The 24542-nt window shown below is 47.9% G+C and carries 33 protein-coding genes; 6 read left to right on the top strand and 27 right to left on the bottom strand.

Annotated features, from left to right (window positions below):
• Positions 1–33 precede the first annotated feature (33 nt).
• Positions 34–864 (bottom strand): RNA-guided endonuclease InsQ/TnpB family protein, encoded by an 831-nt coding sequence (locus ACJ2PR_RS25395; RefSeq protein WP_446871660.1) that lies wholly within the window; start codon positions 862–864, stop codon positions 34–36.
• 85 nt (positions 865–949) lie between these two features.
• Complete coding sequence (locus ACJ2PR_RS25400; RefSeq protein WP_446879032.1) at positions 950–1351, bottom strand: VOC family protein; 402 nt, start codon at positions 1349–1351, stop codon at positions 950–952.
• A 70-nt stretch (positions 1352–1421) separates the two neighbouring features.
• Between ACJ2PR_RS25400 and ACJ2PR_RS25405 the strand changes: the two genes are divergently transcribed.
• Together ACJ2PR_RS25405 and ACJ2PR_RS25410 are read left to right on the top strand one after the other, a co-directional pair.
• On the top strand, positions 1422–1919 hold the full coding sequence (locus tag ACJ2PR_RS25405) for a hypothetical protein (RefSeq protein ID WP_446871662.1): 498 nt from the start codon (positions 1422–1424) through the stop codon (positions 1917–1919).
• The gene (locus ACJ2PR_RS25410; protein WP_446871663.1) at positions 1858–2328 is read left to right on the top strand and encodes a DUF4037 domain-containing protein; all 471 of its coding nucleotides are present in this window, start codon (positions 1858–1860) and stop codon (positions 2326–2328) included. The genes ACJ2PR_RS25405 and ACJ2PR_RS25410 overlap by 62 nt, the downstream gene beginning before the upstream one ends.
• 332 nt (positions 2329–2660) lie before the next feature.
• Here ACJ2PR_RS25410 and ACJ2PR_RS25415 read toward each other — a convergent pair whose 3' ends face one another.
• The 4 genes from ACJ2PR_RS25415 to ACJ2PR_RS25430 form a co-directional block, all read right to left on the bottom strand.
• Complete coding sequence (locus ACJ2PR_RS25415; RefSeq protein ID WP_446879033.1) at positions 2661–3065, bottom strand: GNAT family N-acetyltransferase; 405 nt, start codon at positions 3063–3065, stop codon at positions 2661–2663.
• Between the two features lie 163 nt (positions 3066–3228).
• The gene (locus ACJ2PR_RS25420; protein ID WP_446879034.1) at positions 3229–3957 is read right to left on the bottom strand and encodes a hypothetical protein; all 729 of its coding nucleotides are present in this window, start codon (positions 3955–3957) and stop codon (positions 3229–3231) included.
• Positions 3958–4138: 181 nt separating this feature from the next.
• Positions 4139–5206 (bottom strand): adenosine deaminase, encoded by a 1068-nt coding sequence (gene add, locus ACJ2PR_RS25425; RefSeq protein ID WP_446879035.1) that lies wholly within the window; start codon positions 5204–5206, stop codon positions 4139–4141.
• Positions 5207–5210: 4 nt separating this feature from the next.
• Complete coding sequence (locus tag ACJ2PR_RS25430) at positions 5211–5591, bottom strand: DUF6463 family protein (protein ID WP_446879036.1); 381 nt, start codon at positions 5589–5591, stop codon at positions 5211–5213.
• A gap of 91 nt (positions 5592–5682) precedes the next feature.
• Here ACJ2PR_RS25430 and ACJ2PR_RS25435 point away from each other — a divergent pair, with 91 nt between their 5' ends.
• The 4 genes from ACJ2PR_RS25435 to ACJ2PR_RS25450 all read left to right on the top strand — a co-directional run bounded on the left by ACJ2PR_RS25435 (position 5683) and on the right by ACJ2PR_RS25450 (position 7758).
• Positions 5683–6261 carry a TetR/AcrR family transcriptional regulator gene (locus ACJ2PR_RS25435; RefSeq protein WP_446879037.1) on the top strand — a complete coding sequence of 193 codons (579 nt, stop codon included), beginning with the start codon at positions 5683–5685 and terminating at the stop codon, positions 6259–6261.
• Between the two features lie 234 nt (positions 6262–6495).
• A complete protein-coding gene (locus tag ACJ2PR_RS25440; RefSeq protein ID WP_446879038.1) occupies positions 6496–6909 on the top strand; it encodes a VOC family protein in 414 nt (137 codons plus the stop codon).
• A 37-nt stretch (positions 6910–6946) separates the two neighbouring features.
• Positions 6947–7465, top strand: coding sequence for a DUF1579 domain-containing protein (locus ACJ2PR_RS25445; RefSeq protein ID WP_446879039.1), 519 nt, complete (start codon positions 6947–6949; stop codon positions 7463–7465).
• 128 nt (positions 7466–7593) lie between these two features.
• Positions 7594–7758, top strand: coding sequence for a hypothetical protein (locus tag ACJ2PR_RS25450; RefSeq protein ID WP_446871668.1), 165 nt, complete (start codon positions 7594–7596; stop codon positions 7756–7758).
• Positions 7759–7986: 228 nt separating this feature from the next.
• Here the strand turns inward: ACJ2PR_RS25450 and ACJ2PR_RS25455 are convergent, their stop codons facing one another.
• The 21 genes from ACJ2PR_RS25455 to ACJ2PR_RS25555 all read right to left on the bottom strand — a co-directional run bounded on the left by ACJ2PR_RS25455 (position 7987) and on the right by ACJ2PR_RS25555 (position 24498).
• Positions 7987–8583, bottom strand: coding sequence for an FMN-dependent NADH-azoreductase (locus tag ACJ2PR_RS25455; RefSeq protein WP_446879040.1), 597 nt, complete (start codon positions 8581–8583; stop codon positions 7987–7989).
• A 107-nt stretch (positions 8584–8690) separates the two neighbouring features.
• A complete protein-coding gene (locus ACJ2PR_RS25460; RefSeq protein ID WP_446879041.1) occupies positions 8691–9092 on the bottom strand; it encodes a RidA family protein in 402 nt (133 codons plus the stop codon).
• Positions 9093–9172: 80 nt separating this feature from the next.
• Entirely contained in the window at positions 9173–10123 is a 951-nt protein-coding gene (locus tag ACJ2PR_RS25465) for an MBL fold metallo-hydrolase (protein WP_446879042.1), read from the bottom strand.
• Positions 10124–10257: 134 nt separating this feature from the next.
• On the bottom strand, positions 10258–11358 hold the full coding sequence (locus ACJ2PR_RS25470) for an NADH:flavin oxidoreductase (protein ID WP_446879043.1): 1101 nt from the start codon (positions 11356–11358) through the stop codon (positions 10258–10260).
• Positions 11359–11444: 86 nt separating this feature from the next.
• On the bottom strand, positions 11445–12320 hold the full coding sequence (locus tag ACJ2PR_RS25475) for an alpha/beta fold hydrolase (RefSeq protein ID WP_446879044.1): 876 nt from the start codon (positions 12318–12320) through the stop codon (positions 11445–11447).
• A 114-nt stretch (positions 12321–12434) separates the two neighbouring features.
• Positions 12435–12692: a hypothetical protein gene (locus ACJ2PR_RS25480; protein ID WP_446879045.1), complete on the bottom strand. Its 258-nt coding sequence runs from the start codon at positions 12690–12692 to the stop codon at positions 12435–12437.
• A 95-nt stretch (positions 12693–12787) separates the two neighbouring features.
• Positions 12788–13168 carry a hypothetical protein gene (locus tag ACJ2PR_RS25485; RefSeq protein WP_446879046.1) on the bottom strand — a complete coding sequence of 127 codons (381 nt, stop codon included), beginning with the start codon at positions 13166–13168 and terminating at the stop codon, positions 12788–12790.
• A gap of 59 nt (positions 13169–13227) precedes the next feature.
• Positions 13228–13455, bottom strand: a complete 228-nt coding sequence (locus tag ACJ2PR_RS25490; protein ID WP_446879047.1) for an SDR family oxidoreductase — start codon at positions 13453–13455, stop codon at positions 13228–13230.
• Positions 13452–14105 (bottom strand): SDR family oxidoreductase, encoded by a 654-nt coding sequence (locus ACJ2PR_RS25495; protein ID WP_446879048.1) that lies wholly within the window; start codon positions 14103–14105, stop codon positions 13452–13454. The genes ACJ2PR_RS25490 and ACJ2PR_RS25495 overlap by 4 nt, the downstream gene beginning before the upstream one ends.
• A gap of 29 nt (positions 14106–14134) precedes the next feature.
• The gene (locus ACJ2PR_RS25500) at positions 14135–15256 is read right to left on the bottom strand and encodes a zinc-dependent alcohol dehydrogenase family protein (RefSeq protein WP_446879049.1); all 1122 of its coding nucleotides are present in this window, start codon (positions 15254–15256) and stop codon (positions 14135–14137) included.
• A gap of 39 nt (positions 15257–15295) precedes the next feature.
• A complete protein-coding gene (locus ACJ2PR_RS25505; protein ID WP_446879050.1) occupies positions 15296–16672 on the bottom strand; it encodes an FAD-binding oxidoreductase in 1377 nt (458 codons plus the stop codon).
• Positions 16673–16910: 238 nt separating this feature from the next.
• Positions 16911–17579: an NAD(P)H-dependent oxidoreductase gene (locus tag ACJ2PR_RS25510; protein WP_446879051.1), complete on the bottom strand. Its 669-nt coding sequence runs from the start codon at positions 17577–17579 to the stop codon at positions 16911–16913.
• Between the two features lie 133 nt (positions 17580–17712).
• Positions 17713–18114: a RidA family protein gene (locus ACJ2PR_RS25515; protein ID WP_446879052.1), complete on the bottom strand. Its 402-nt coding sequence runs from the start codon at positions 18112–18114 to the stop codon at positions 17713–17715.
• A gap of 108 nt (positions 18115–18222) precedes the next feature.
• Complete coding sequence (locus ACJ2PR_RS25520; protein ID WP_446879053.1) at positions 18223–18801, bottom strand: ester cyclase; 579 nt, start codon at positions 18799–18801, stop codon at positions 18223–18225.
• A gap of 152 nt (positions 18802–18953) precedes the next feature.
• Positions 18954–19682, bottom strand: coding sequence for an alpha/beta fold hydrolase (locus tag ACJ2PR_RS25525; protein WP_446879054.1), 729 nt, complete (start codon positions 19680–19682; stop codon positions 18954–18956).
• A 93-nt stretch (positions 19683–19775) separates the two neighbouring features.
• Positions 19776–20549: a glucose 1-dehydrogenase gene (locus tag ACJ2PR_RS25530; RefSeq protein ID WP_446871085.1), complete on the bottom strand. Its 774-nt coding sequence runs from the start codon at positions 20547–20549 to the stop codon at positions 19776–19778.
• 171 nt (positions 20550–20720) lie between these two features.
• Entirely contained in the window at positions 20721–21407 is a 687-nt protein-coding gene (locus ACJ2PR_RS25535) for an alternative oxidase (RefSeq protein WP_446879055.1), read from the bottom strand.
• A 38-nt stretch (positions 21408–21445) separates the two neighbouring features.
• The gene (locus tag ACJ2PR_RS25540) at positions 21446–21643 is read right to left on the bottom strand and encodes a hypothetical protein (RefSeq protein WP_446879056.1); all 198 of its coding nucleotides are present in this window, start codon (positions 21641–21643) and stop codon (positions 21446–21448) included.
• 150 nt (positions 21644–21793) lie between these two features.
• A complete protein-coding gene (locus ACJ2PR_RS25545) occupies positions 21794–22819 on the bottom strand; it encodes a zinc-dependent alcohol dehydrogenase family protein (RefSeq protein WP_446879057.1) in 1026 nt (341 codons plus the stop codon).
• Between the two features lie 26 nt (positions 22820–22845).
• Entirely contained in the window at positions 22846–23811 is a 966-nt protein-coding gene (locus ACJ2PR_RS25550) for an alpha/beta fold hydrolase (RefSeq protein WP_446879058.1), read from the bottom strand.
• 129 nt (positions 23812–23940) lie between these two features.
• On the bottom strand, positions 23941–24498 hold the full coding sequence (locus ACJ2PR_RS25555; protein WP_446879059.1) for a DsbA family protein: 558 nt from the start codon (positions 24496–24498) through the stop codon (positions 23941–23943).
• Positions 24499–24542 lie beyond the last annotated feature (44 nt).

A 24542-nucleotide genomic window follows, 5' to 3' on the forward strand; every position in this document is an offset into this window, starting at 1 on the left:
GGATGTTACTATTATTCCTGCACAACTGGTACTTTATTTAATTGCAGATCCCTTACTGAAGTCTGCGGCTTCGGCAACAAGACCTGAAACGGTGGCTGCGATCGCAAATAAAGCAACAAGGCGAGTCTTGATTCTCAAGTCTTCGTAGGCTACAACGTCGTTAGACGTGACTACGCACCGCGCCAGTTTAACGGCATGGTCTTTACGTTGCCTACTTATTGTGAGATGGCGTAACCCTAGAATCTGTCTTGCTTTTCGTCTGTTGTTCGACCCTTTCACCTTGCGAGAAACACGACGCTGAGAGCGCTTAAGAACCTGTTCACTCTTACGGAGAAACTTAGGATTCTCAATCATCACACCGTCTGAATCGGTGTAGTACTCTTTCAAGCCCACATCTAACCCAACGGTGTTTCCTGATGGCTCTGGCGACTCTGTTCGATTTACATCTACGCAGAACTGAACGTATGCCGGAATCGATCGCGCAATGCCGTCCCAAGTTAGCACAGTGACATCATCTCGAATTGTCCCTGTTTCAAGTGAGATTAAGGCATTTAAGATTTTGAAGGTGCTGCCAGGAAAGAAAGCGGTGCGGTTGCGTGAGGGGTTGTGTTCATAGAAGCGATCGTGATTTTTATCGTAGATGACGATCGCGCCGTCGATGCCCAACTCTTGGAAAGCTTTGCTGAGATTGGGAGCCTGTGCAATCTGAATCGGCTCAGAAGGGTTGAGTAGCCCATGCGGAGTTGTGCTTTGCGCGAATTGTGTGCAGATCGCTAAACTGCAAAGCAATAGCAGCGCAAGGCTAGAAACAGTGATGAACCTCGATTTAAACCGTTTGCCTAAAGCAGCTTTGATTCTACGCATTGTCTTCCCCTTCCTAAAATCGCAGGCTGAGGGATGCAACTGAGGTGAGAGCGATTCCGGCAAGCCTCGATTGACACGAAACGCATCAAGCAAGCTGTTCGTCCCAAAAGGAGGCTTCTACTTTGTGTCCATCGGGGTCGCGCACAAAACAGCCATAGTAAGCTGCACTATATTCTGAGCGAGAACCTGGCGCGCCGTCGTCTGTGCCTCCTGCGGCGAGTGCGGCTTCATAGAAGGCGTGGACAGCTTCTTTCGTCGGAGCAATAAAGCTAATATGTGTGCCATTGCCAACGGTCGCAGGTTGTTCATCAAACGGAGTTCCGACCCAGAATTCAGGATATTGTTTGCCGTAAGCAATGGCACCGGGATGTTCCATCAACCGCCTGCAGCCAAGCGTGAGTAAAACGCGATCGTAGAATGCAATCGCTCGTTCAAAATGATTAGTACCGATTGAAACATGCGAGAGAATGCTAGGGTTATTGTCCATCTCTAAATTCTCCATGCGTTCGTTTGAAACTTACACTACATTGTAGTCAATCAAACTTCTCATCCTCAACATGACTGAACACAGCGCATGGCGAATTTCATTAGCTCACAAAATCGCTTCTGCTTTTACAGCGAATCCCAACATTGAAGCGTGTTTTGTGTTTGGCTCGGCAGCATTAGGGATTTCAGACCAGTACTCTGATCTTGAATTAGCCTTCATCTGGTCACACTTGCCGTCCGTCGAAGAATTACAAGCCACAGCGCAAAGGGTTGGGGTTAGAAGTTGGGAAATTGAGCCGTATGGAGAAGCAAAACAAGGATGGTTGGAGCAGTTCTATTTATACGACATGAAAGTCGAAGCGGGTCATTGGGTGCGAAGTACAATAGATAGCACTGTAACTGATGTGGTTGAGCGTTACGATGTGTCGCAATACGGACTGGTGTTTGAGAAGCAAGCGGACACTCTTCGCGTGAGCCGAAGGCAACGCATCTCATCTTCAACATGCTGTGATTCTTCATGGCGAAGACCTGATCAAACATTGGCAAAATCGGCTTTCTCCCTATCCTGAAGCACTTGCGGTTGCAATGGTTCAGAAGCATCTGAAATTCCGCCCATTCGATGGTCAAAACATCTTGACCGAACGCCTTGAGACTCCGATGCTGTACGAAAATAGGTGCATGATTGTGCGGTGGCTGCTCAACCTGTTGTTTGGGCTGAATCGCATCTATCATCCTGGCTTCAAGTGGACGCGCTACTGGGTGAATGAAATGAACATCAAACCGTCTAGATTCTTCGATCGGCTAGCGTATATTTTTCAATCGGATGCGACGATCGGACTCCTTGAACTGCGCCAACTCGTCGAGGAAACGTTCGAGCTAGTAGAAAGGACATTGCCACAGGTTGATCTCAAGCAGCAACGCGAGAGATTCAATCGAACTAATCCCAAATGGACGTTACCCATCGAATGGAAATCGTAACCAAAAGATTCCTGCTGCGGGATTTCGTTGAGAATCAGAACCGGTCAACTTCGGAGATTACGATCTCATCCCAGCCAATCCGCCTCTTCGTCCATCTCCTGAAGCTCACCCTTGACCCTCCAAAGCTGACGCACGAGCTTCCGAAGCTGAGACTTGAGCTTCCAAAGCTTACCCCCTGAGCTTCTGAAGATCACCTCATGAACGCCCGAAACTGAAATCTAAGCTTTCAAAGCTGACACACGAGCTTCTGAAGCTCTCCTCTCCGCTGTCCAACCTCGATTAGCGCTCTGCGCTAATCGAGGAACCGCAAGATTTTGATAGTACCGCAAGAATTAGGTAGTGGAGCCACGATCGTTTTCCTGCACTTTGGTCACTGCCGGATCTTGGAAAAGTTGCTCTACGAAGGTCTGAATCATTGCACGACCCAAACCGCGACCAAGCTGCTCCGAGTTACATGGAAACTGGTCAATGCCTCTCGCGCCCGGATCGGTTTCCTGTTCCCACCACCCATCCCCCGCTCCCATCACGATGTAAGACTGGATAAATCCAATGGGTTCATTCTCAAGTAAAGCAATGTAAGCTTGTGTGGTCGATTCGCTGGTTATAGAAGGTAGATACTCACACTCCACATCGGCGTAAGTTTTAGGATTGTCCCACCATTCTGAGACATGCGATCGATGTAGCCACTCATGTAGCATTGGCAGATCGGAAGCAACCAACGGTCTAAAAGAAATCACTTTGATTGAATCCTCATTTTAAGAAAATGCACTCTCTCCATCTATCTATCAAATTCTTACGACACTATCAAAATCTTGGGATCAATTTCGACAAACTGCGTCAACAGATGATTTTCAGATCCGATTCAACTGTAATACGACATACTACAAATGCTGCTCACTCTCAAGGATGAGTTTGAGCAATAGATTTCGCAAATGGCTCTACCAATGCCCGAACTCGCGCCGCATCGTCTGGATCAACCAAGGGCACTCCGTGAGCAGGAATGATCACAGGATTATTTGCTAATGCCTCTAACACTGTCCGAGCTACGGCTTGAACATCAGGACAGAGAAGCCTCGCATAAACTCGATTGATGTTCAAGCCAGGCGCACTTTTTGCCCACCAAAACAGCACTCTTGTCCAGGACTTCGGCAATGCTGACCAATTGATTACCAACTCATCAACATAGACAATCGGACGTTCTGCTTGATGAACGATCGCAATTGTCCCTCCTTTCTTCGTACCTGGAACTTCTCGAAATTCAACCGTAGAAGCAAATAGCTTAGAAACGGGTGTGAAAGCGTGCCGTCCAATGTGTCTCAGTTGCTCGGTTCCTGCGGAGTTGCGCTTTGCGCTAATCGCGATTGTAGGAGCATAGGGAATCGCATCAGGGTAGCGAGCTTGCCACTCGTTTTGACCTAGATCATGTCCAGCATGGGGTGCAATCAAAGCAGCTACTTTTCCTTGTTGATCGATCGCTGCAAAATCTGCTTCCGAGAGTCCAATCGGGGGACTGACGATCGCGAGTTCACCGTCGTCGAGCGGAAGTGCAACAGCATTCGCCTTGTATCCATTTGCCACGTATTCGTAAACCCAAACATTGCTGCCTGAAGTGACTTCTTGCCAAACCATAATTCTTCCTCCAATGGTTTGCAGCGTTCTTGCTTCTCAGTATATTTATGACTGAACTAACAGTCAATAGAAAAGCATAAATTGCTAAACTGTAGCCTGGTTGTTTACGTGTTGCTCAAAAAGTGTCTGGCTCTAATTCTATTTACTTTTAGAGCAGTTCTAGTCGATCGCCTGAAACCTGCTAGCTGGCTGATCGCGTGAATTGCTTCCACTCAGCACGATATTTGTCTTTTTCGACTTCATCCAGAAACGTTGCTTCCAGAGTATTCACATTGAGTTGCCAAAGTTCTTCCCAGCTAAATCCTTGTGCTGCAAGCGTTAAATACTCGTTCGTCAAACTCGTGGAAAACATGGCTGGATCGTCTGAGTTGATGGTGCAGTACAGCCCAGCATCAACCATCTTGCGGATGGGGTGAGGCTGACTTCGCTCGACAACCCCTAAACAATAGTTGCTTTGGGGAGACACTTCTAAAGGAATTTGATGTTGACGGAGAACTTCCACTAAGTTGGGATCGTCTAAACACCGAATGCCATGTCCAATTCGCTCAGGTCTCAAAGTATTCACTGCGCCCCAGATGCTTTCTGCTCCCACTGCCTCCCATGCATGAGCCACCAAGCGGAGTCCTTGCCGACGGGCTTGAGCAAACGTTTCTGTGAACAATTCTGGGGGATACCCCACTTCAAGTCCTCCGACCCCTAAGCCCACAAATAACCCACGCTCTTTCCCTTTCACCACAAACTCCAAAACGCGCTCTTGAGAATCAGGAATCTCACGTGCAATATCGGGAATGAAATTAATCTGGCAGTGATAGTTGGCTTCCCCCGCAGATCGTCCTGCTGCGCGCTGCTCCGCAGATACCGCAAGGGTCGCGTCTAAAATTTCGTCATCCTGAAACTTCTGAGTCAGAAATGACGCACTCAAGAAAGCTTCCGTGTAGCGAATATTTTCCTCAGCTTGCCGTTTGTAGAACCGTTCAATCATCAACGCATAGTCTTCTGGTGTTTGCAAGCACCGAACCGCTGCTGCGTAAACCTGAATGAAATGCGAAAAATCGCGAAACTCAAAAAATGACTTCCATTCGTCTAATGAACTCATCGGTAACTCAACGTGATTCTGCTGCGCCATGTGATAAAACGTCTCTGCGTCTGTTGCGCCTTCGACATGAACATGAATTTCAACTTTGGGCATAGCGCGAAGCCGAGCGGCGAGTTCAGGAGCAATTGAGGTCACTGTGTTAGTGTGTGGCATAAACTCAGCCTCTTAATTTGTACCGTTGTCGATTAATCAGTATCAGCAACGCAGGCGGGATAAACAGCCAAAATCCCGAAATCGGTTCAAGCGTAATCCCAACAGCAGCCGTTAGCAAGAGCATCCAACCCGGAAAACTGGGTAAGGTCATCTCTCTTGTTTGTACCCAGCAACAGAGCCATCCGATGATTAGGACAAATGGCGTGACCACCATGCACCAAAATGCAGCTTCTCGGTCATAAAAAGGATCTAATGGATTTGGAGCGATCGTATTGAACCAGCCATCTTGCACAATCTCCATCAAAGGTTGAGCAAAAAGCCACCCGTGGATGAGCGGATGGAGAACACCGATCGCAATTAACCAGTACCCACTCACTCGAAGCATCTTTACCTCCTTGGGTCTAAATGATTTTGCCGTATCAAATTGTTCTTGGATACGCTACCGTATGGTTATAGATTAGTGACCTATCTCGCCAATGTCAATACGCCACCGTAGGGTTAAAAAGAATGAGATTTCCAAGCTTGGGCAGCAAGATTGGATCGACTTAGGGCTAAGAGTTTTAGCAGAGAACGGAGTTGAAGCCGTGCGAGTTGAGCCACTTGCTAAATTGCTGAACGTGACGAAAGGTAGCTTCTACTGGCATTTCAAAAATCGAGAAGAGCTTTTAGAAGCCATCCTGCAAGAATGGGTGAATCGCGAAACTGAGAGCATTATTGAGCAAGTTGAGGCAGCAGGGGGTGACGCTTCAGCCAAACTACTTTACTTATTTGAACTTGCCATTCAAGATGAGGGTCAAGTCGAAAATGCAATTCGAGCTTGGGCAGCGAATGATTCTAGAGTTACTACAATTCTTGACCAGGTTGATCAGCGTCGTCTCGACTACACAAAGAATTTGTTTTTAGACGTTGGCTTCACACCGTTTGAAGCAACAGTACGCGCCCGAATGGTTTACTACGCTCTAATTGGTGAACTCGTCCTGGGTAGTCAAACGAGCCGGGCTGAACGATTAGCTGAGATGCGCCTCCAGCATCTTATTCTCACCCGCCAAGATTAATGATGAACACCAATGGGCGTACTGGAAGGATTGAACTCTAGCTTGGATTGCTTAGATGAGTACCTAGCAACACTATAGGTCAAGAAAGCTCACAGCGAATTCTTGAAAAACCTGGACAGTGATCCAGTTCAGTGAGCCTCCACTTCAGCCACTCTAACAAATTAATACAAACAAACTACTCGCGGAATTGAGTAGTTAAACTTTGGGAAAGCACGTCATTTACTTTCGGAGGGAATGATGCAACTGAATCCTTACCTGAGCTTCGACGGACAATGTGCAACTGCCTTTCAGTTCTACGAACAGTGTTTAGGCGGCAGCATTGAGGCGATGATGACCTATGGAGAATCGCCCATGTCAGAGCAGACTCCAGCAGCATGGCATGACAAAATTATGCATACTCAACTGAAAGTTGGCGACATGACGTTGATGGGAGCTGATAGTCCACCCGATATGTATGCTGTCCCTACAGGCTTCTCAGTCATGCTAGGCATCAACGATCCAGAAGAAGCTGAGCGTGTATTTAAGGCATTAGCGGAGAACGGAACCATTCAAATGCCGATTCAGAAAACATTCTGGGCTGAGAAGTTCGGCATGTTGACTGACCAATTTGGGACACCGTGGATGGTGAACTGCGATCCCATTGAGTAAATCTAAACACAAGCATTAAATGCAAGGAGTTCAAACGATGGAAGCAACACAAGTACAAGCGGAAGCTCACATGCCTGTAGAACCGCAAAAAGAGCATCAATGGCTTCAGCAACTCGTGGGTGAGTGGACTTACGAAACCGAAGCCAGCATGGGAACTGATCAGCCTGCGATGAAATCAACCGGGACGGAAACGGTGCGCTCGATCGGGGATCTCTGGTTCCTGGCTGAAGGGCAAGGTGAGATGCCCGGTTGTGGGCTGGCAACAACAATCATGACGCTCGGTTACGATCCACAGCAGCAAAAATTTGTTGGTTCTTGGATTGGATCAATGATGACCTATCTCTGGCGGTATGAGGGAGAATTAGATGCTTCAGGCAACAAGCTCATTCTCAACTCAGAAGGACCTGTGATGACAGGTGAGAACAAGATGGCGAAGTACCAAGATGTGATTGAGTTCAAGAGCGAGGATCATCGGACTTTGACCTCTCATGCACTGGGTGAAGATGGACAGTGGTATCCGTTTATGACAGCAGACTATCGACGCAAGCAATCATAGGGAATTCCCAGACACCAACCGCTTAGGTGGTATGGTGCTGGCTTCCCAATTCATCAAAAGATGCTTGGGCTGATGAAGAAAAATATTGTTAGTGCTAAGCTTTAAAGCGAAGAATTGAAGAATCAAAGATGCGTCGATGTCTTCTAGCTTTCCTCTTTTTTCCGCTGCTCAGTCTGGGAATGTCGTCTCCTGCATCGGCTCAAGAGCATCCGGTTTTAACTCGATTGTACCTACGCGATCGAGTTGTTGTGATCGAATCGGGTCAAGCTGCATTGGATTCTTGTCTGATCTAACTTGAGTGTAATGATTGTCAACGCTCAACTTCTTTCAGATTCTTATGGGGTTAGCGAACCTGCTTGGAAGTCATTCGAGTGAGGCACTTGAACTGTTGCGTCAGATAGTTTTGACTGGAGAAACCGACTTGTAAGGCAATGTCTATGGTTTGCGAAGCAAGTTCCCCCAGAGTAATCGCTAAGTCCGTTTTCCGATAACATCAATATCGACTGATTCGCTGACTAGTGCTACCAGCCATTAACTAGCTCTTGAATTTTAGATTGTGCTTCGTCTAGCCCCCGTTTTCGTGCCTCGTCTCCCATATCTAGACCATTGGCATGAATGAACTGAATGTCGGTCACACCCATGTATTGAAAAGCATACCGGAGCGCAGGTTCCTGACTATCCCATCCTTCGTAAGGAGACCCTGCTTCAAACTCAACGCCTCGCGATGTGATGAACAAAACTTTTTTACCGTTCGCAAGTCCTTTGACTTGACCATTCTCCTCCATGAATGTGCGACCCACACGAACCACTTGATCAATGTAGGCTTTGAAATTGGACGGAATGCTGAAGTTGTACATGGGCACACTGAACACACATCGCTCGGCTGCCAAAAACTCATCCACTAACTCATCAGAAAACTTCAGCAGTTCAGCCATTTCTGAAGTCAGTGCTTCTGGCGCAGTAAAAGCAGCCGCAATCCAGTCTTCGGTGACGTGAGGAACTGGTGTTTGTCTTAAATCACGATAGGTGATCACGTCATCATGATGTAAGTCTTGCCACGCATCAATAAACTTCTTTGCCAACTTGCGAGATTTGGAGCGTTGCCTTCGGCACAGCAAAGCTGACCGCCCCGCGGACTTGAATCAAGATGCAGAATGCTTGACATGGTGCCTCAGCCTGAAATTTCAATTGCCATCTAGACAGTAAGCTATTGCTAATACGAAACTCACGGAACAATTGCAGTGACGCGGATCTCAATCCGCATCGTTGGAAGTCCAAGAGCCACAACTCCTACTTGTGTCCAAATTGGGGCATGGTTGGGCATGTAATGACGAAATAGCTTGACCATCACATCGTTAACCTCCGGAGGAAACCCTCCAACATGGTAAGAATTAACGTGGACAACATGCTCCCAACCCGCACCAGCAGTCGCCAAGGTTCGCTCTACGTTCCGAAATGCCTGAGCAATTTCGTCTGCGAGCGATTCGGGAATTTGTAGATCATCATTCCAGCCGCCTTGTCCTGATGTCTCCACTCGATCGCCAATTTTTACGGCTTGCGAGAAATGCAATTCATTCAGCATGTATTCGCCATAACCGGGAGTAACAAAAAACTTGGGCTGATTCATGGTGTTCCTTTGTATAGGACGTTTGACTGTGGTGCGATCGCAACCATCATTAAGTTGCTAAGATGATTGCTATGAATCCTTTAGGGTTCACGCCAGCGGTAATCTACTGGCACCCAGGCATAACCTTGTTCTGCTGCCCGGAGGTGTCCAACGCCGGGAAAGGGCAAATGTGCGCCTGCTACCAAAATTCGGGATGCTGCCGCTCTTGCAAACTGTTTTTTGCGTTGTGCCACAGCAGCATTGGCATCGACATCGTAAGCAACTGTAATTTCTGGCTTGGGAAATTGCACCGAAACAAAGTGAACAATATCGCCCCAAAACTCGATGCTCTCGCCCTTGCTTGCCGCCACGTAGCAGCTATGACCAGGAGTGTGTCCGGGTGTGGGATGCGCGGTGATTCCCGGTAGCAGGGCTGTCTTGCCAGAAAACGATTTCACCTTGTCTGCATCTAAATAAGGTTTGACAGTTTTCGCGGCTTCGTCAAAGTACTTTTCAGCAACGTTGAATCGCGTGGCATTCGCTCGATCGAACCAGAAATCGATCTCTGGCTTACCAACATAGAGCGTGGCGGCAGGAAACATCCGTTGACCAGCTTTGACCAGCCCCCCACTATGATCGGTATGAATATGAGTCAGGAGGATTGCATCAATTTCGTTAGGCGTATAGCCTGCTGCCTTTAACGATGTTTGAAGCTTGCCACCCAGTTTTGCACCAAAAAAGGTTCCGGCTCCCGTGTCCACGAGTACTTGTTGATCTCCAGTGTCGATCAAGAAAGCATTAATTGATGCCTCGACAGGATTAGTCAGAAAGTTTTTCTGAAGCAGGCGATCGGTTTCTGTTGGGTTCGTATTCGACAGCAGCGTATGCAGATCTTGGGGGAGTGTGCCGTCGCTCAAGGCTGTAATTGTGAAATCACCTAACTTAAATGGATAGACACCTGGCACTTGAGCGATCGCACTTTTGCCCAGTGATACTGCTGGAAAAAGACAAGAGATCACAATCGTTAGCACTGTGGTTGCAATCGCTATCATCAGTCTAGAAAACATATTAGAACCCTTTTAACGATAAAGGACTTGATAGATAATCACCCCTACACTCGCCCAATGCGATCGCTAATTTGATTGAAACGATCAGTTGAGAGGATCAGACATTCAAACCAGCGCTTTTAAGTGAGTATTGCTAACGCTGAGGGATTAAAGTTCATGAGATCAGCAGTACGGTCTTGATGTATCTTTACAGCCCATTGTGGATCTTGCAGCAGCGCACGTCCAACTGCAACCAAGTCAAAGTCACCACGCTCCAGCCGACGCAGCAATTCATTAAGTGACGCAGCCTGTGATGCTTCACCACTAAAGGCTCCCATGAAATCGCCGCTGAGACCGACCGACCCTACGGTAATGGTGGGAACCCCTGTCAGCTTCTTCGCCCAGCCCGCAAAGTTTAGATCAGATTCGTCGAACTCCGGCTCCCAAAAACGGCGTTGTGAGCAATGCAATATATCTGCGCCTGCGTCCACCAGCGGTTGTAACCACTCCTCCATCTCGGCTGGAGTGTTCGCAAGGCGGGCGGTGTAGTCTTGTTGTTTCCATTGCGACAGACGAAGGATGATCGGAAAGTCAGAACCGACTGCTGCACGGACGGCTTGAAGAATCTCGGCGGCGAAACGCCCGCGCTCAGCGATCGTCACTCCCCCAAACCGATCAGTGCGATGGTTCGTGCCCTTCCAGAAAAACTGATCGATCAGATAGCCATGTGCCCCGTGAAGTTCAACAGCATCGAAACCAAGCCGCTTTGCATCCGCCGCTGCACTGGCAAAGGCAGCGATCGTATCGGCGATGTCTGCGTCAGTCATCGCTTTCCCAAAGGGCTGGTCAGGACTATTTAGTCCCGAAGGACTCTCAAACAGGTCAACGGGTAGATCGTCGCCGTAGGGGGGTGGCACTGCGCCAACATGCCAGAGTTGCGGGATCATCGACCCTCCGGCAGCGTGGACTGCATCAATGACTTGCTTCCAGCCAGCAAGCTCCTGCTCACCGTGGAAGCGGGGAAAGTTAGCTCCGTTCATCGATGCGGGTCGTGCGATGCCTGTTCCCTCAGAGATGATCAGTCCGACTTCAGCAGCGGCACGTTTTGCGTAGTAATTTGCTACGTCTTTCGTTGGATAGCCATTAGGTGAAAAGCCTCGCGTCATTGGAGCCATCACAATTCGGTTCGGCAGCTTCAATCCTTTAAAGCTAAAGGGTTGGAAAAGTGTGTTAGTAGACATGCTAACCTCTTGAGAAATTGTTAGCGATCAAGGTGGCGTTACTGCTGTTTCCGGGCAAACAGCACATTTTCAGTCGTTCACTCACGCTAAACTATGGAGACATGGTGATGAATTCCTTTGATCTTGGAACTAAGCTGAAGAAAGTCTAGTAACACGGGATTGACCTGATCAGCATGAGTCCAGTTGATAGCGTGCGATCCGCCAGGGATGACAACCAGTTGACTGTTTTTAATCAGCTTTGGGAGTCTTGCTGCGGTGGACTCAAGCGGCAAAATGCGATCGGCATCGCCATGAATGATCAGGGTTGGGACATCAATGCGGGGCAGATCATCGCGGAAATCGGTGAGCCAGGATGGGACACAATCTAAAGTCGCTTTCGCAGAAGACCCTACAGCCACATTCCAACTTGCCTGAATTGCTTCATTGCTAATCCGCTTACCCAGCAACACATCCACATTGAAGAACGCTTTGAAAAATTCAGAAAAGTAAGCTGGACGATCTTCAACGATCGCTTTCATAATGCCATCGAAAACACTTTGGTCAACGCCCTCTGGATTGTCGTTCGTCTTTAACAAAAATGGTGGAACAGGAGCCATTAGCACCGCTTTTTGCACCCGTTCTGAGCCATACTTGCCGAGGTAGCGCGTAACTTCACCTGTTCCCATTGAGAAGCCAACCAACACGGTATTTTGCAAGTCAAGCTGGGTCATGAGTGTATTCAAATCTGCCGCAAAGGTATCGTAGTCATAGCCAGATGAGGGTTGACTGGAGTTGCCAAATCCACGGCGATCGTAGGTAATGACTCGATACCCTGCATTTAGCAGCACTAAGACCTGCTTTTCCCAAGAATGACCATTGAGGGGAAATCCATGAATCAGAACAATCGGTTGACCTGTCCCCAGATCTTCGTAGTAGAGATCAAGGGTTGCAGAATTTTCTTGACTGACAGTAACGTAAGGCATTGCAATCTCCTAGTGAATGCTGAATTTGAATGGTTAGTGAGATGATTTCCTTGCCAGTACCACTCTGACCAATCCAGGTCATGCGATCGTATGAGGGATTAACTTTGCTTGAGGTCACTTCTGAGGACTGGAAAAGGGCTGACACTGAACGGTCTTCACATTCCGCAGATAGTTCAACTCAGGCTCGAATCCAGTGGGACAGAACACATACACATTGTCTTGAGGTCGGGCAATGACCAAACGGTAGGCACCCTTGATCACTTCGACTCTGGGAATCACTTGCGGATAGACTTGAGCCAAGGATGGAAAATTGAACAGTAAGAGTACGCCGAACAGAATCGTCGCTGAGATTGAAAAAAACTTCCGATTCATTGGGAACCTCCTGATAGGTAGTTTAGTGAGCATTGACTAGAAAAGTGATGCCTTGATGACTCAACTTGTAGTAGGTTGCTAGCGATAAAGTCGAACTAACGTTTCGTACACGCATATTGCCGTTGGATAAAGTCGTCTTTGTACACTTCTAGTGTTCCAGATTGCTGACTATCCAGTGTTCCATCCCAAACCCAGTACTGATAATTACCATTCCGAAACCTGTAAACTCGAACGCCTTCCGTGGCTTGGCTTGTTCCCTTTCCCAAACTCAAATTTCCATTGACACTGGTTGCACGGTAAAGGAGTTCTCCTGATTTTTTAGTTTTCCAGATGTTGACGTTGTATCCGCCTTGGCATTGCAAGCTGAGGAGCAAATTAGCGGTGGAATCGGCTTTTGCAGGCGGAGCGAAATTCGCTGTCGTGCTGATTGCCAAAGCCAGAAGAATTGTGGAACGAGTTAGGAATGCTTTCATCATGTTCTCTCTCAATATTTGAGTTGATAGGTTCACCTGGCTGCTCTTGACACAGCACCCATTTAGATTTGTGCCATGCCACCATCGACGAATAGCTCGATGCCGTTGACAAAGCTGCTGTCATCGGAAGCCAGAAAGACAACGGCTTTGGCGATCTCGTCGGGTGTGCCGACTCTTCCCAATGGAATATTTTTAGCTTGGCTCTCCACAAATTCTTTCGCCTGCTCTTCACTGAATCCAAATTGATCGTAACCAGGAGTCGGAACCGTGCCAGGACTAATCGCATTCACCCGGATTTTGCGTTCTTTAAGGTCGAGTGTCCAGCTACGGGCAAACGGGCAGCTTCGCTATGCCAAAGGCAACGCACGGCAGCTTTAGTCGCGCCATACACGCTGAAGGCTGGAGTACCAACGATAGAAGCAGTTGAGGCATTCAGGATGATGGCAGCACCCTCCGACATCAGCGGCAGTGCCTTCTGCACAGTGAAAAGTAGACCCTTGACATTGATGTTGAATGTTTTGTCAAAGTGTTCTTCGGTGATCGATCCGAGCGGGATGGGTTGTCCAACGCCAGCATTCGCAAAGACCACATCCAAGTGACCTTGCTTTTGCTCGATCGTGGCGTAAAGACGATCGAGGTCTGCCAGATTTGAGACATCGCCCTGAATGCCCATCACATTCTTACCAATCTCGTTTACAGCCGCATCAAGTTCAGTCTGACGACGACCCGTGATAAAGACATAGGCACCTTCAGCGACAAATTGCTTGGCAGTAGCAAGACCGATGCCGCTGGTGCCTCCGGTGACAAGCGCAACTTTTCCTGAGAGTTTTTGTGACATAGTGTTTTCCTGGTTGAGTTTGGGGATGACAAATTTGATTACGGTGCGAGATGTCCGATCGTCGATCGAATGTAGCTGATAAAAGCCGTCAGAAACAGGCATAACAGTTCAGGTTGACGAATGGAAGAATATCAGACTACAACGACGATTTTTCCAAATTGTTCATTTGATTCCATATATCGGTAGGCATCAACAATCCGATCCAGGGTGAATCGTTTTTCAGCAATGATTGGACGAAAAGCCCCGGAGTGTAATCGCTGGTTGACATAGCTTATTCCTGCCTTTAAACGCTCTGGATGAGCCGCGACATGAAAGAGCACGTTGAAGCCCTGGACTCGAAAGCCCTTCACGATCGCCGGAACCAACGGAAAAACGGGTGTCCCTTCAGCAAGCCAACCATATTCCACAATCAATCCTTCAGGAGCAACAATGTCCGCTAATTTTTCCAGATAAGGTCCGCTCACAGGGTCAAACACAATATCTGCACCATTGCCACCTGCGGTTCCTTCGGAGTTGCGCCCTGCGCTAATCGCGTTGCCCCAGTCCAAAGCATCTGCAAATGCCAAGCTGCTAGCAATATTTGCACCATTGCCACCTGCGGTTCCTTCGGAGTTGCGCCCTGCGCTAATCGCATTGACCCGCTCAACCATATTCTCCTGGTTAGTCACAATGACATGGTGAGCGCCCTCCCGAACTAGATTTTCTAGCTTGTCTGCTTTGCGGGTCATCGCAATGCTGGTTCCGCCTGCATCATTGACCATCTGAATCGCAGCAATACCTACACTGCTACTGGCTGCGGTAATCGCAACGACATCGCCTGGTTTGAGTTTGCCAAATTCAACCAGTGCTCCATAAGCCGTCAAGTACTGCATCCAAATGGATGTTCCTTCCTCTGGCGAGAACTGTTCTGGATATCTGGCGACGCGAGTCGCTGGCACGACAGCAACTTCACCTGCTACACCATATTGATTCATGCTGAATCCGGGGATGGTACTGACGTGATCGCCGATCTGAAACTCGGTTACTCCCTTTCCGATCGCATCAACAATCCCTGCTGCTTCATAGCCAATCCGAGACGGGAATTGGGCTTGCTCAGGGTGACTATTGGTACGATACATCACCTCGGCGCGGTTGAGACCCAATGCCTGCACCTGGATGCGAACTTCTCCCGCTTGAGGTTGGCGGAGCGGTTCTTCTTCGAGCTTCAGAACGTCAGGTTCACCAAACTCATAAAACTTGACAACTTTAGACATGATTAGATTTCCTCTTAGCGACGATGATTTGTCAGCGTCTTACCGTGTGAGCGAATGAAGTGCGAGATGTCCGATCGTCGATCGGAACACATCATCTGGATCGTATTTCTGCTTAAGATCGAGCAATCGCTCATAGTTCGACCCGAAGGCAAGCCGAACGCGCTCCTGTTCTGGCTCATCTAAGAGATTGATGTATCCCCCTTTGAACGCATAGGGTGCTAGTGCCTGTGAGAGGTTCTGTGCCCATTGGATATACCGCTGCTCGTCGTCCTGTGGCTCCCAAGCTGCAATTAGCTCAACCATCAGATGATCCTGACGCAGCGCAAAAGCGGTCTCAGACACACCGACCCGACTTGCGGCTCCATGAAAGTGATGGATGTTAATCGCTGAAAACGGAGAAGGCAATGGCAGTCCCTGTTCAATCAGTGCCTCGATCGTTTCCCTCTGGAGTTCCTTAACTGACTGAGTTTGAAGGTAGTAGTGACGACCCTTTGGAGTGAACGCATCGCTACTCTGAATTAATTCGTGATAAGAAACAGATTGCATTTGATCGACCAGCACTGTACCAAAAGTCCGCAGAGGTGCAATAGCCTGCTCACCCATTTCGAGCGAGCCACAATAAGTCGGTGAGAGAAACAGCACCGTCTGACCATCGGGTATCTGAAGGAATCCAGACCGAATCGTCAATTCATCAGGAGCGGTGGCGATGAACTCGTTAAGACGGTGTAACACAGTTCTAGCTTGCTCTAAAGGATAGAGCAGTAAACCCGATAACACGGTTGTGAGCGGATGTAGGCGAAACTCTAGGGAAACAATGGCTCCAAAATTGCCACCACCGCCGCGCAGTCCCCAGAGTAGGTCGATGTTTTCCTCGGCGTTTGCGGTAATAAGCTGCCCATCAGCAGTGACCACTTGTGCCGACAGCAAATTATCAGCAGCCAGTCCGTAGGCACCGTTTAGAGGGCCATAGCCGCCTCCCAGAGTCAGTCCGGTCATACCAACGCTAGAGATTGTTCCTGTGACGGTTGCTAACCTGTATTGCTGTGCTGCCTCAATCAGGTCGCTAGCCGTTGCTCCAGCTTGAATCTGAGCTGTGCGCTTGTCCGGATCAACGGTAACAGCTTTCATCTGAGAAAGGTCGATCACCACACCATTCTCCAGGAGCGATCGTCCGAAAATCTCATGTCCAGCACCTCGAACCGAGAGAGGTAGATTATGCGATCGTGTCCAGCGAATCGTATGAATCACATCTTGTACAGTGAGACACCGAGCGATCGCAGCGGGTTGTGTCTTCACCTTACCATTCCAGAGTTGACGCGCCTGTTCATAATCAGCAGCTTGAGGAAGAAAAAGCTGTCCTGTGAGCAGTGCTGCGAGATCGTCGAAAGCAGCACTGTGACGGTATGTAGTTGTCATGATTTCTCCTTTTCAGGTCATTGTTTGTTGAATGACAGCGAATGGGGTGCGAGATGTCCGATCGTCAATCGAAAAGACACGACCAGGCAGCTTCAGAGGCAACTTTCTATAGCATTTCAGCGATTTTTGATCAAAATCCTTGAAACACAGTCAGTGTGAATATTTCAGCGATTTTTCTCGTTATTTCCCAATAGGTCTAGTATTAGCTGGCTCTAAATTGATTCGTCAGAAAGCGGATCTAATACTTACCAACAGCGATCGGCAACTCATGCTCAATAGCTTGCAGCCGTCGAGAAAAATTATCCAAAATTTCCTGGCGAACTTCATCAGTTTGTTGGACGGGGGCATAAACGATATGAGGGGCAAGAACATCAAAACCAGTAAACTGAAAGATGCCACGTTGGATAGGGCGCAGGATAGCCTGGATATCGCCATTGAAGCCATCCTTGAGATAATGCTCCTTTGTTCCGCCTAGCGTCAACGAAAGCATTGCTTTCTTACCTTGAAACCGTCCTGTTTCATAAATATACCCGCTACCATACACCCGCCCCATTGTGAAGACGCGATCGACCCATCCCTTCAAAACAGCGGGCACACTAAACCACCATAAAGGAAACTGCCAAATCATCAAATCACACCATTCTAGTTTTTGGAGTTCAATTTCAAGTTCTGGGACAAAACCTTCAACTTCAGTCGCGTACATTTCTTCAATCTGCTGTTTGAAGTAGTTAGGATCTTTCATTGAGGTGAAGTTGCGACGATCGGATACGGGGTCAAACTTCATAGCATAAAGATCGGTACACTGTACATCATGTCCAAGCTTTTGAAGTGTGTCGATCGCCCTTTGAAACAATGCTCCATTGAAGCTTTTTGGTTCTGGATGGGCAAAAATAATCAAAACCTTCACGGTGTTTCTCCTGGCTTTATCAGAGTAGTGCTTAGATTTAGTAGTAGGGTAGGCATCGCTCACCATTTTGTAAAACCTTTCACAGTAAGGTTTTGTGGACAGTGCCCACCCTAAAATTTGTGGCTTATCGGTTTTAGCTCGTGATTGCCGTAACGCGGATCTCAATCCGCATCGTTGGAAGTCCAAGAGATGAAACTCCTACCTCTGTCCAAATTGGGGCATGGTTGGGCATGTAATGACGAAATAGCTTGACCATCACCTCGTTAACCTCTGGGGGAAACCCGCCAACATGGTAAGAATTGACATGGATAACATCCTCCCAACTAGCGCCAGCAGTAGCCAAGGTTCGCTCTACGTTCCGAAACGCCTGAGCAATCTCGTCAGCAAGCGATTCGGGGAATTGCAGATCGTCGTCCCAGCCGCCTTGTCCTGATGTCTCCACTCGATCGCCAATTTTCACCGCTTGCGAGTAATAAAATTCATTCAGCATACGTTCCCCATAACCAGGGGTGATAAAAAACTCGGGTTTATTCATTGTGCTCCTTATTAGATGATTTAGTAGTAGGGCAGTGCCCACCATTTTGTAAAACCTTTCACAGTAAGGTTTTGTGGGCAGTGCCCACCCTACTAGCTGCCTCCTGGCTTAGCGATCAATGAGTGCGTTGGAAGGCAAGTTCGGATCGAGTGTTTTTCGCGCGCTGTCAACGCCCACAACGGGTAACGTACCAGGATCGAGCAAGCCGAGTTGAACCAATACACTCGCCTGATCCCAGTAGAGGTGTTCATGGGCGACCTTGCCATCCCGAAATCGAATAATGGCAACCACTGGTACTTCAACTCGTTTCCCGGTTGGAGCAACACCCGGCAGCATCCAGTCCATCTGAATCGTGTGAGTGAACTTACCCACCATTTCATCGACCAGTTGATCCGTCCCGATCGTGCGCGAAATTGGAACTAGCTCGAAGTCTGGCGGGATCTGTGGAATGAAGTATTTGGAATAAAACTCACCCACTTCTGGTTTTCCGACTCCTCCGGTCATGACCGGAATGTGGTTCACGTAAGCATCTTCAACCATCGTCGCGAGAGCATCTTCAGTGCTGTGAGTGCCAAACTCGGATTGGATATGTGCTTCCCAGACTGCTTGCAAGGCTCCCTGAGCAGGTGTCAGGTTAGGGGTTGCCTGTTGATTGTCTGCTTGATTTACAGTTTGTTCCGTGCTCATGTTAATGTAGTCTCCTGATTGGTAGTGTTGACTGTATTGTCTATGCTGGCTTTGTCTACAGCTTACTGAGTTCCAATGCGCCTAAATATCTTTCCATGAGGGACTCCTATTGCTATTCTCGGTTTGTTGAATCGACAGACAGATAAATGTTGCTAGTCACGTCCTGCCACAATAATCTTTTCGGCTAAACCGATCGGGTTAGAAAACATGACCTCATGACTACCGGGCATTTGTACAAGCCGAAATAGCCCCAAGCGGTTAGACATTCTCGGATGCCAACCCCACTGTTCGCCTTGAGGGAGGACATTATCTTCTGTACAGTAGAGGTAACTTTTAGGAATGGGCAGCGAATAAAACTGCTTCATTTCCAACTTGTCAATCCACGGTTGATACGGTTCAGGGGATAGTTGTGCGTAACTGGATCGAGCCAGTTCGAGGTCAGCATCATTGAGAAGCACTTCTCGCCACATCTCAAACGGCATCACCAGCGTATGATCGTCCGATTCTCTCGCTATAGAGTCAAATAACGTTTGATAGTGCGGCGGAATGCTATCTCTAAGGCTCTCTCCATCGTTGAGGACAAAAGCATCGAAGAAGATGAGTCGTCTAATGCGATCGGGAATCGCTTCAGCAACTTTCGCAATGATTGTTCCGGCAAAACTATGACCTAATAGAATAATGTCGGTTAAGTCTTTGTTCACAATGTAATCGACGATCGATTGTGTACATTGAGCATGGTTAACATTCTTATTCGCGCCTTTGCCATGACCTGCGATCGTGGGAGCAAAAGCGTGATGTCCTTTTGCTTCTAGATGGTCAACGACTGCCTGCCAAGCAGAACCATCATGCCACGAGCCATGAACTAAGACAAAAGTTGACATAGAACTCCTTTAGTTGCAATTTGAAAATCAAGCCCATTTGTTCTCTCTTGAAATGGATCGGTTCACTGTGAGTCCACCATTAACGATCGAAAATTAACTCGCTGTATATCCGCCATCGATCGCTAAGGGTTGTCCAGTGATATAGCTGGCAGCATCAGAACATAAGAACACAACCGTTGCAGCAATTTCTTCAGGTTGACCCCTACGCCCCATCGGGACGCTCGACGACAACATCGAATCAAACTGCTCTAAAGTCATACCCATCTCTTGGAGACTCTTAGGAGTAACTAGTTCTGTGCCGCGAATATAGCCAGGATTGACGGCATTAATCCGAATCCCTTGCTTGGCATAATCGAGCGCAGCAGAACGAGTGAGACCCATCACAGCATGTTTGCTCGCAGTATAAGGACCCATTCCAGGTACCCCGATCAATACCCATACTGAAGAGTTGTTGATAATGACTCCTGCTCCTTGAGTCAGCATCTGCTGAATTTCATATTTCATGCACAAGAACACACCCCGCAGGTTAGTCGCCATCGTGCTGTCAAAGTCTTCAATAGACTGCTCGTGTAGTGGCTTTGGGACTGTACCAAACCCAGCATTATTGAAGGCAAAATCTAGCCTTCCGTAAGTTGCGACTGTCTTTTGCACTAATGCTTTGATGTCTTCCTCATTCGAGGCATCTGAATGAACATATAAACATTCAGCACCTGTTTCACGAATCAGTTGGGCAGTTTTTTCACCTTCAGCATCGCGTCTGCCTGAGAACACCACTGTTGCTCCAGCAGCACCGAATGCGATCGCGGCTGCACGACCAATTCCTGAAGTTCCTCCAGTGACTAACGCCACTTTATCTTGCAATATCATTGTGTTTCTCCTTCTGTCAATGCCATTAGATTCAAGTACTAATTAGAAAAGATGCTTGTAGCCAGATGCGTTTACGCCTCCTCTATGGCGCGGTTGCAGCACGATCGATGATCTTGGCAACAGCATCTGAATGTGCAAGAGCCATCGTGTTACCTCCTGTGAGGTCTAATGTCAGCTTTGATCGGCGCTGATGGCAGATAGTTCCAGTACCGTATGAGGACTCTTAAACATTTGCCGCGCTTCAGGTTGCTGAAGAGATTCCATTGTTTTCACATGCTCACACTCGTCATCGCGAATATTGATCAATACATCGTAGAGGTTATCGACCTTGGGGCGACGAAACGCATGACTCTGTGTAAACTGCGTTTCCTCGAACATATAGAGATCACCATCGCGATAATAGTTGATTGCCACTTGCGGAGCGGGTTGCATTTTCAACTCCTCAGCATGACGGTTTAAGTAGCCATCATAGGTATGATAGGCATGATCTTCAATCAACTGCATCAAGTAATAGGCATACTTGGGCGTGAGCATGTAGAGGATCACCACAATCCAGTAGTAAGCGAGAGCAATATGCTGTGCGATCGCGCGATCAATCCAATAGCGATCGCCCCCCAGCGATTCCATAATCAGCAAATGATGCAGTTCATTCCAGGTTTCCGCAAAGTGAACTTTCAATAGATCAGCCTTGCGCCACCAGCCGAGTGTTTCATAGAGATGCAACACCGAGAGATAGGAAAAGTAGGGAACACGTGCAATCGTTTCTAGTACATAAAACCGAGCATAGGAACGATTGCCATAGAGACCATCGACCACGAAGACAAAAAAGCTAACCAGCGATCGCATTAGAAATTTCATAGAATTCTCCTCCGATTCAAGTATGTTGTTTGCGATTACTAGTGCTTCCTGGTTGTTGACTCCAAATAATCAGTGTCATCAGCTTGTACTGCATAAGTTTGTTTCAGCAACTCAGCTACCTCTTGTGCGATCGCAATGAGTGCAGGATTGATTGGAGAGTCACTAGGAGAATCAGCTTGAGTTGTAACCTCAAAATGCTCAGAACAATTCTCATTGCGTAATCGTGAGTGTGTCATAGAGCCATCCTCAATGAAATAGCGAAGGTTTCGTAGTTGGGCTGTTTCAGTTCTTGAAGGCGGTAGTCAGAAGGTATTTGCGAATATTTGAAGTTGTGCTATTTGGGGCTATTTTTCAGGTGACGATTTAAAGTGATCGGTGAGGATAGTCTAACTTTTGGTAAATTCCAGCACAATTTTCCCTTGCGCTCCCCCCTGCTCTAGACGTTGATGTGCTTGAATTACTTGATCCCAAGACAGCGTTGAATCAATGACGGGGCGAAGCTGAGTGCGCTCGATTAGTTTTGTCAAAGCATCTAATTTTGCTCGGTACTGTGGCGTGAAAACAAAATGGATAGTTAAATTCTTGCCCCATGCTTCGATGAGTGACTGCGGCGTTTCAGTGTCTACAATGCTCACAAGCCTGCCGAATGGACGAATAATTTCTGGGCTACGCTGGATTGTTTGCCCACCGATCGTATCCAAAACTAAATCAACACCTAGCCCGTCTGTTTCCTGACAAATAACTTCCGCGTAATCTTCGTTTTTGTAATCAATGGGTCGATCTGCGCCAAGTTTTTTAACAAAATCGAGATTTTTAGAACTGCATGTTGTAAAAACGTAGGCTCCCATCGCTTTTGCAAGTTGAATCGCAAGAGAGCCAACGCCACCAGCACCCGCATGAATTAGAACCGATTCCCCAACTTGAAGATTGCCCCTCGTTACTAGGCAATCCCAAGCCGTCCCTCCTGCAAGAGGAAAACACGATGCTTCACTGTGCGACAAGTTAGAAGGCTTAAGCGCAACAATCCCTGCATCAGCAACATGATATTGAGCATAGCTGCCAGATTCTCCAAAAATCTGCGGCGAGTAATAAACTTCGTTTCCTACCTCAAAGTCTGTCACTGACTCTCCAACTGTCTCAATAACTCCTGAAATGTCAACTCCGATAATTGCTGGTAATCGAACCAAGTCTTTGTAGTCACCACGGCGAGTCTGATAATCAACTGGATTGATCGATGTCGCACACACCCTTACTAGAACCTGATTAGGTTTTGGCATTGGCTTGTGCACAGTTTGAATCTCAAAACTCTCAGCACCCCCAAATGTTGTCAGTACGGCTGCTTTCATAAATTCCATCTCTGCTAACCATCCTTGCTTTAGAATCAACGGTAAAGGTATTTCGATATCACTCAACGTATCCAGATGCGTTTACGCTTCGTCTAGGTTGCGGTTGCAGCACGATCGATGAGCTTGGCAACGGCATCTGAATGGGAAACCATCACGACATGGGACGCGCCATTCACAACAACGGTCTCCTTTGGGTTAGCGCGGTTCGCCATGAAAGACAGTGCCGCTGGAGGAATGTTCAAGTCGCGATCGCCATAAATAAACCAGGACGGGGTAGATTTCCATGCGGGCGTACCGGAGGCTTCGTTCAGCGCGGCTTCCGTAATCGGGCGCTGGGTGCTAGCCATCAGTTGCGCGTCGTTAGCGGGCACATCCGCAGCAAACTGGGCGTGGAACTTGTCCTGCTGAATGTAGAGGTCTTTACCCCCATCGGGCAGTTCAACGGGTGGCGCGAGTGTGGGTCCGAGTGTGCTGCCCGGATAACGTCCTGAGAGTTCAATGGCAGTCTCACCCACTTCAGGAGCGAAGCCAGCAACGTAGACCAGTGCTTTCACGTTCCTGTTACCATTGACGGCATTGGTAATGACCGAGCCTCCGTAAGAATGCCCAACCAGCACGATGGGTCCGTTGATGTCTTCAAGGGCGCTGGCAACATAATCTGCGTCGCTCTTAACGCCGCGCAGAGGATTAGCCACAGCAACCGTCGGATAACCTTTCGTGATTAGCTTCGTCAATACACCGTTCCAACTAGAAGACTCGGCGAACGCACCATGAACGAACACGATCGTGGGCTTGTTAGCTTGTGCATTTGCAGTACTCATAATAGCTCCTAGAGAAGTGAGGGTAAGCGTTCCTAAAAAGAGAGTGACAATCAGAAGCAGACGGATGCTGTTCCTGAAGTTAAGCATGTTCATACTGTGATCTCCATTTGAATTTGGGTAGTGCTTTCTTTCTGTTTCAACGAGCATTGACTGAAAATGTAAAATGCTTAAATTACTACATGAGAGGGCTTTGACTAGAGTGATTCCTGGTTGTTGACTCCAGATAATCAGTGTCATCAGCTTGTGCTGGATAAGCTTGTTTCAGCAACTCAGCAACTTCTTGTGCGATCGCAATCAGGGCATGATGCACCGAAGAGTCGAAACTGCTTTCGTCTATTACTAACGTTGATGAGTTATGAAAAGAGCTTAGTGACTTGTAGCAACAATGGCTGCCGTCAACTCTGTTATTCTCCAGCGTCCGGTATATCGAATGTTATTGATGAATAAGGCTGGAGTAGCCGTTATTCCACTGTGCAATCCACTTTCGATATCTTCATTGATGCGATCGATATGCACCTGCTTAGACAACTCTTTAAGAAATTGAGGGATATCAAGCCCTAAATTGTTGGCGTACTCGACCAGATAACCATTCTCCAACCTTTGTTGATGGACAAACAAAGTGTCGTGCATTAACCAAAACTGTCCTTGAGCAGCGGCGGCTTCGGCAGCTTGAGCGGCCCGTTGAGCTTGGGGATGAATCTGTGCTTGCGGAAAATGACGGAAGATCAAGCATAAATAATCTTCTCCAAAAGCAGCACTAAGCTCTCGTTTGATCGCTTTAATCATCTTGTAAACGTCTGCACTGACAGAGCATTGATAATCTCCATACATTACCAGCACCACGTCGGCATTGAGTACGCCTTGCATGTGATCCTGTGTTGAAGCTGGAATAGATAACAAACTACGGTCTCGGTCTTGATTCACTTGAACACCTCTGAGGGAAGCAATGGTAATCGCAAGCGATTCAA

Source organism: Phormidesmis sp. 146-33 (assembly GCF_052939515.1).

Bases quoted from the DNA above. Each gene is read 5' to 3' on its own strand.
- ACJ2PR_RS25395 (WP_446871660.1), bottom strand. From the start codon at position 864: ATGCGTAGAATCAAAGCTGCTTTAGGCAAACGGTTTAAATCGAGGTTC.
- ACJ2PR_RS25400 (WP_446879032.1), bottom strand. From the start codon at position 1,351: ATGGACAATAACCCTAGCATTCTCTCGCATGTTTCAATCGGTACTAAT.
- ACJ2PR_RS25405 (WP_446871662.1), top strand. From the start codon at position 1,422: ATGACTGAACACAGCGCATGGCGAATTTCATTAGCTCACAAAATCGCT.
- ACJ2PR_RS25420 (WP_446879034.1), bottom strand. From the start codon at position 3,957: ATGGTTTGGCAAGAAGTCACTTCAGGCAGCAATGTTTGGGTTTACGAA.
- add (WP_446879035.1), bottom strand. From the start codon at position 5,206: ATGCCACACACTAACACAGTGACCTCAATTGCTCCTGAACTCGCCGCT.
- ACJ2PR_RS25430 (WP_446879036.1), bottom strand. From the start codon at position 5,591: ATGCTTCGAGTGAGTGGGTACTGGTTAATTGCGATCGGTGTTCTCCAT.
- ACJ2PR_RS25435 (WP_446879037.1), top strand. From the start codon at position 5,683: ATGTCAATACGCCACCGTAGGGTTAAAAAGAATGAGATTTCCAAGCTT.
- ACJ2PR_RS25440 (WP_446879038.1), top strand. From the start codon at position 6,496: ATGATGCAACTGAATCCTTACCTGAGCTTCGACGGACAATGTGCAACT.
- ACJ2PR_RS25445 (WP_446879039.1), top strand. From the start codon at position 6,947: ATGGAAGCAACACAAGTACAAGCGGAAGCTCACATGCCTGTAGAACCG.
- ACJ2PR_RS25450 (WP_446871668.1), top strand. From the start codon at position 7,594: ATGCGTCGATGTCTTCTAGCTTTCCTCTTTTTTCCGCTGCTCAGTCTG.
- ACJ2PR_RS25460 (WP_446879041.1), bottom strand. From the start codon at position 9,092: ATGAATCAGCCCAAGTTTTTTGTTACTCCCGGTTATGGCGAATACATG.
- ACJ2PR_RS25465 (WP_446879042.1), bottom strand. From the start codon at position 10,123: ATGATAGCGATTGCAACCACAGTGCTAACGATTGTGATCTCTTGTCTT.
- ACJ2PR_RS25470 (WP_446879043.1), bottom strand. From the start codon at position 11,358: ATGTCTACTAACACACTTTTCCAACCCTTTAGCTTTAAAGGATTGAAG.
- ACJ2PR_RS25475 (WP_446879044.1), bottom strand. From the start codon at position 12,320: ATGCCTTACGTTACTGTCAGTCAAGAAAATTCTGCAACCCTTGATCTC.
- ACJ2PR_RS25480 (WP_446879045.1), bottom strand. From the start codon at position 12,692: ATGAATCGGAAGTTTTTTTCAATCTCAGCGACGATTCTGTTCGGCGTA.
- ACJ2PR_RS25485 (WP_446879046.1), bottom strand. From the start codon at position 13,168: ATGATGAAAGCATTCCTAACTCGTTCCACAATTCTTCTGGCTTTGGCA.
- ACJ2PR_RS25495 (WP_446879048.1), bottom strand. From the start codon at position 14,105: ATGCCTGTTTCTGACGGCTTTTATCAGCTACATTCGATCGACGATCGG.
- ACJ2PR_RS25500 (WP_446879049.1), bottom strand. From the start codon at position 15,256: ATGTCTAAAGTTGTCAAGTTTTATGAGTTTGGTGAACCTGACGTTCTG.
- ACJ2PR_RS25505 (WP_446879050.1), bottom strand. From the start codon at position 16,672: ATGACAACTACATACCGTCACAGTGCTGCTTTCGACGATCTCGCAGCA.
- ACJ2PR_RS25515 (WP_446879052.1), bottom strand. From the start codon at position 18,114: ATGAATAAACCCGAGTTTTTTATCACCCCTGGTTATGGGGAACGTATG.
- ACJ2PR_RS25520 (WP_446879053.1), bottom strand. From the start codon at position 18,801: ATGAGCACGGAACAAACTGTAAATCAAGCAGACAATCAACAGGCAACC.
- ACJ2PR_RS25525 (WP_446879054.1), bottom strand. From the start codon at position 19,682: ATGTCAACTTTTGTCTTAGTTCATGGCTCGTGGCATGATGGTTCTGCT.
- ACJ2PR_RS25530 (WP_446871085.1), bottom strand. From the start codon at position 20,549: ATGATATTGCAAGATAAAGTGGCGTTAGTCACTGGAGGAACTTCAGGA.
- ACJ2PR_RS25535 (WP_446879055.1), bottom strand. From the start codon at position 21,407: ATGAAATTTCTAATGCGATCGCTGGTTAGCTTTTTTGTCTTCGTGGTC.
- ACJ2PR_RS25540 (WP_446879056.1), bottom strand. From the start codon at position 21,643: ATGACACACTCACGATTACGCAATGAGAATTGTTCTGAGCATTTTGAG.
- ACJ2PR_RS25550 (WP_446879058.1), bottom strand. From the start codon at position 23,811: ATGACACTGATTATCTGGAGTCAACAACCAGGAATCACTCTAGTCAAA.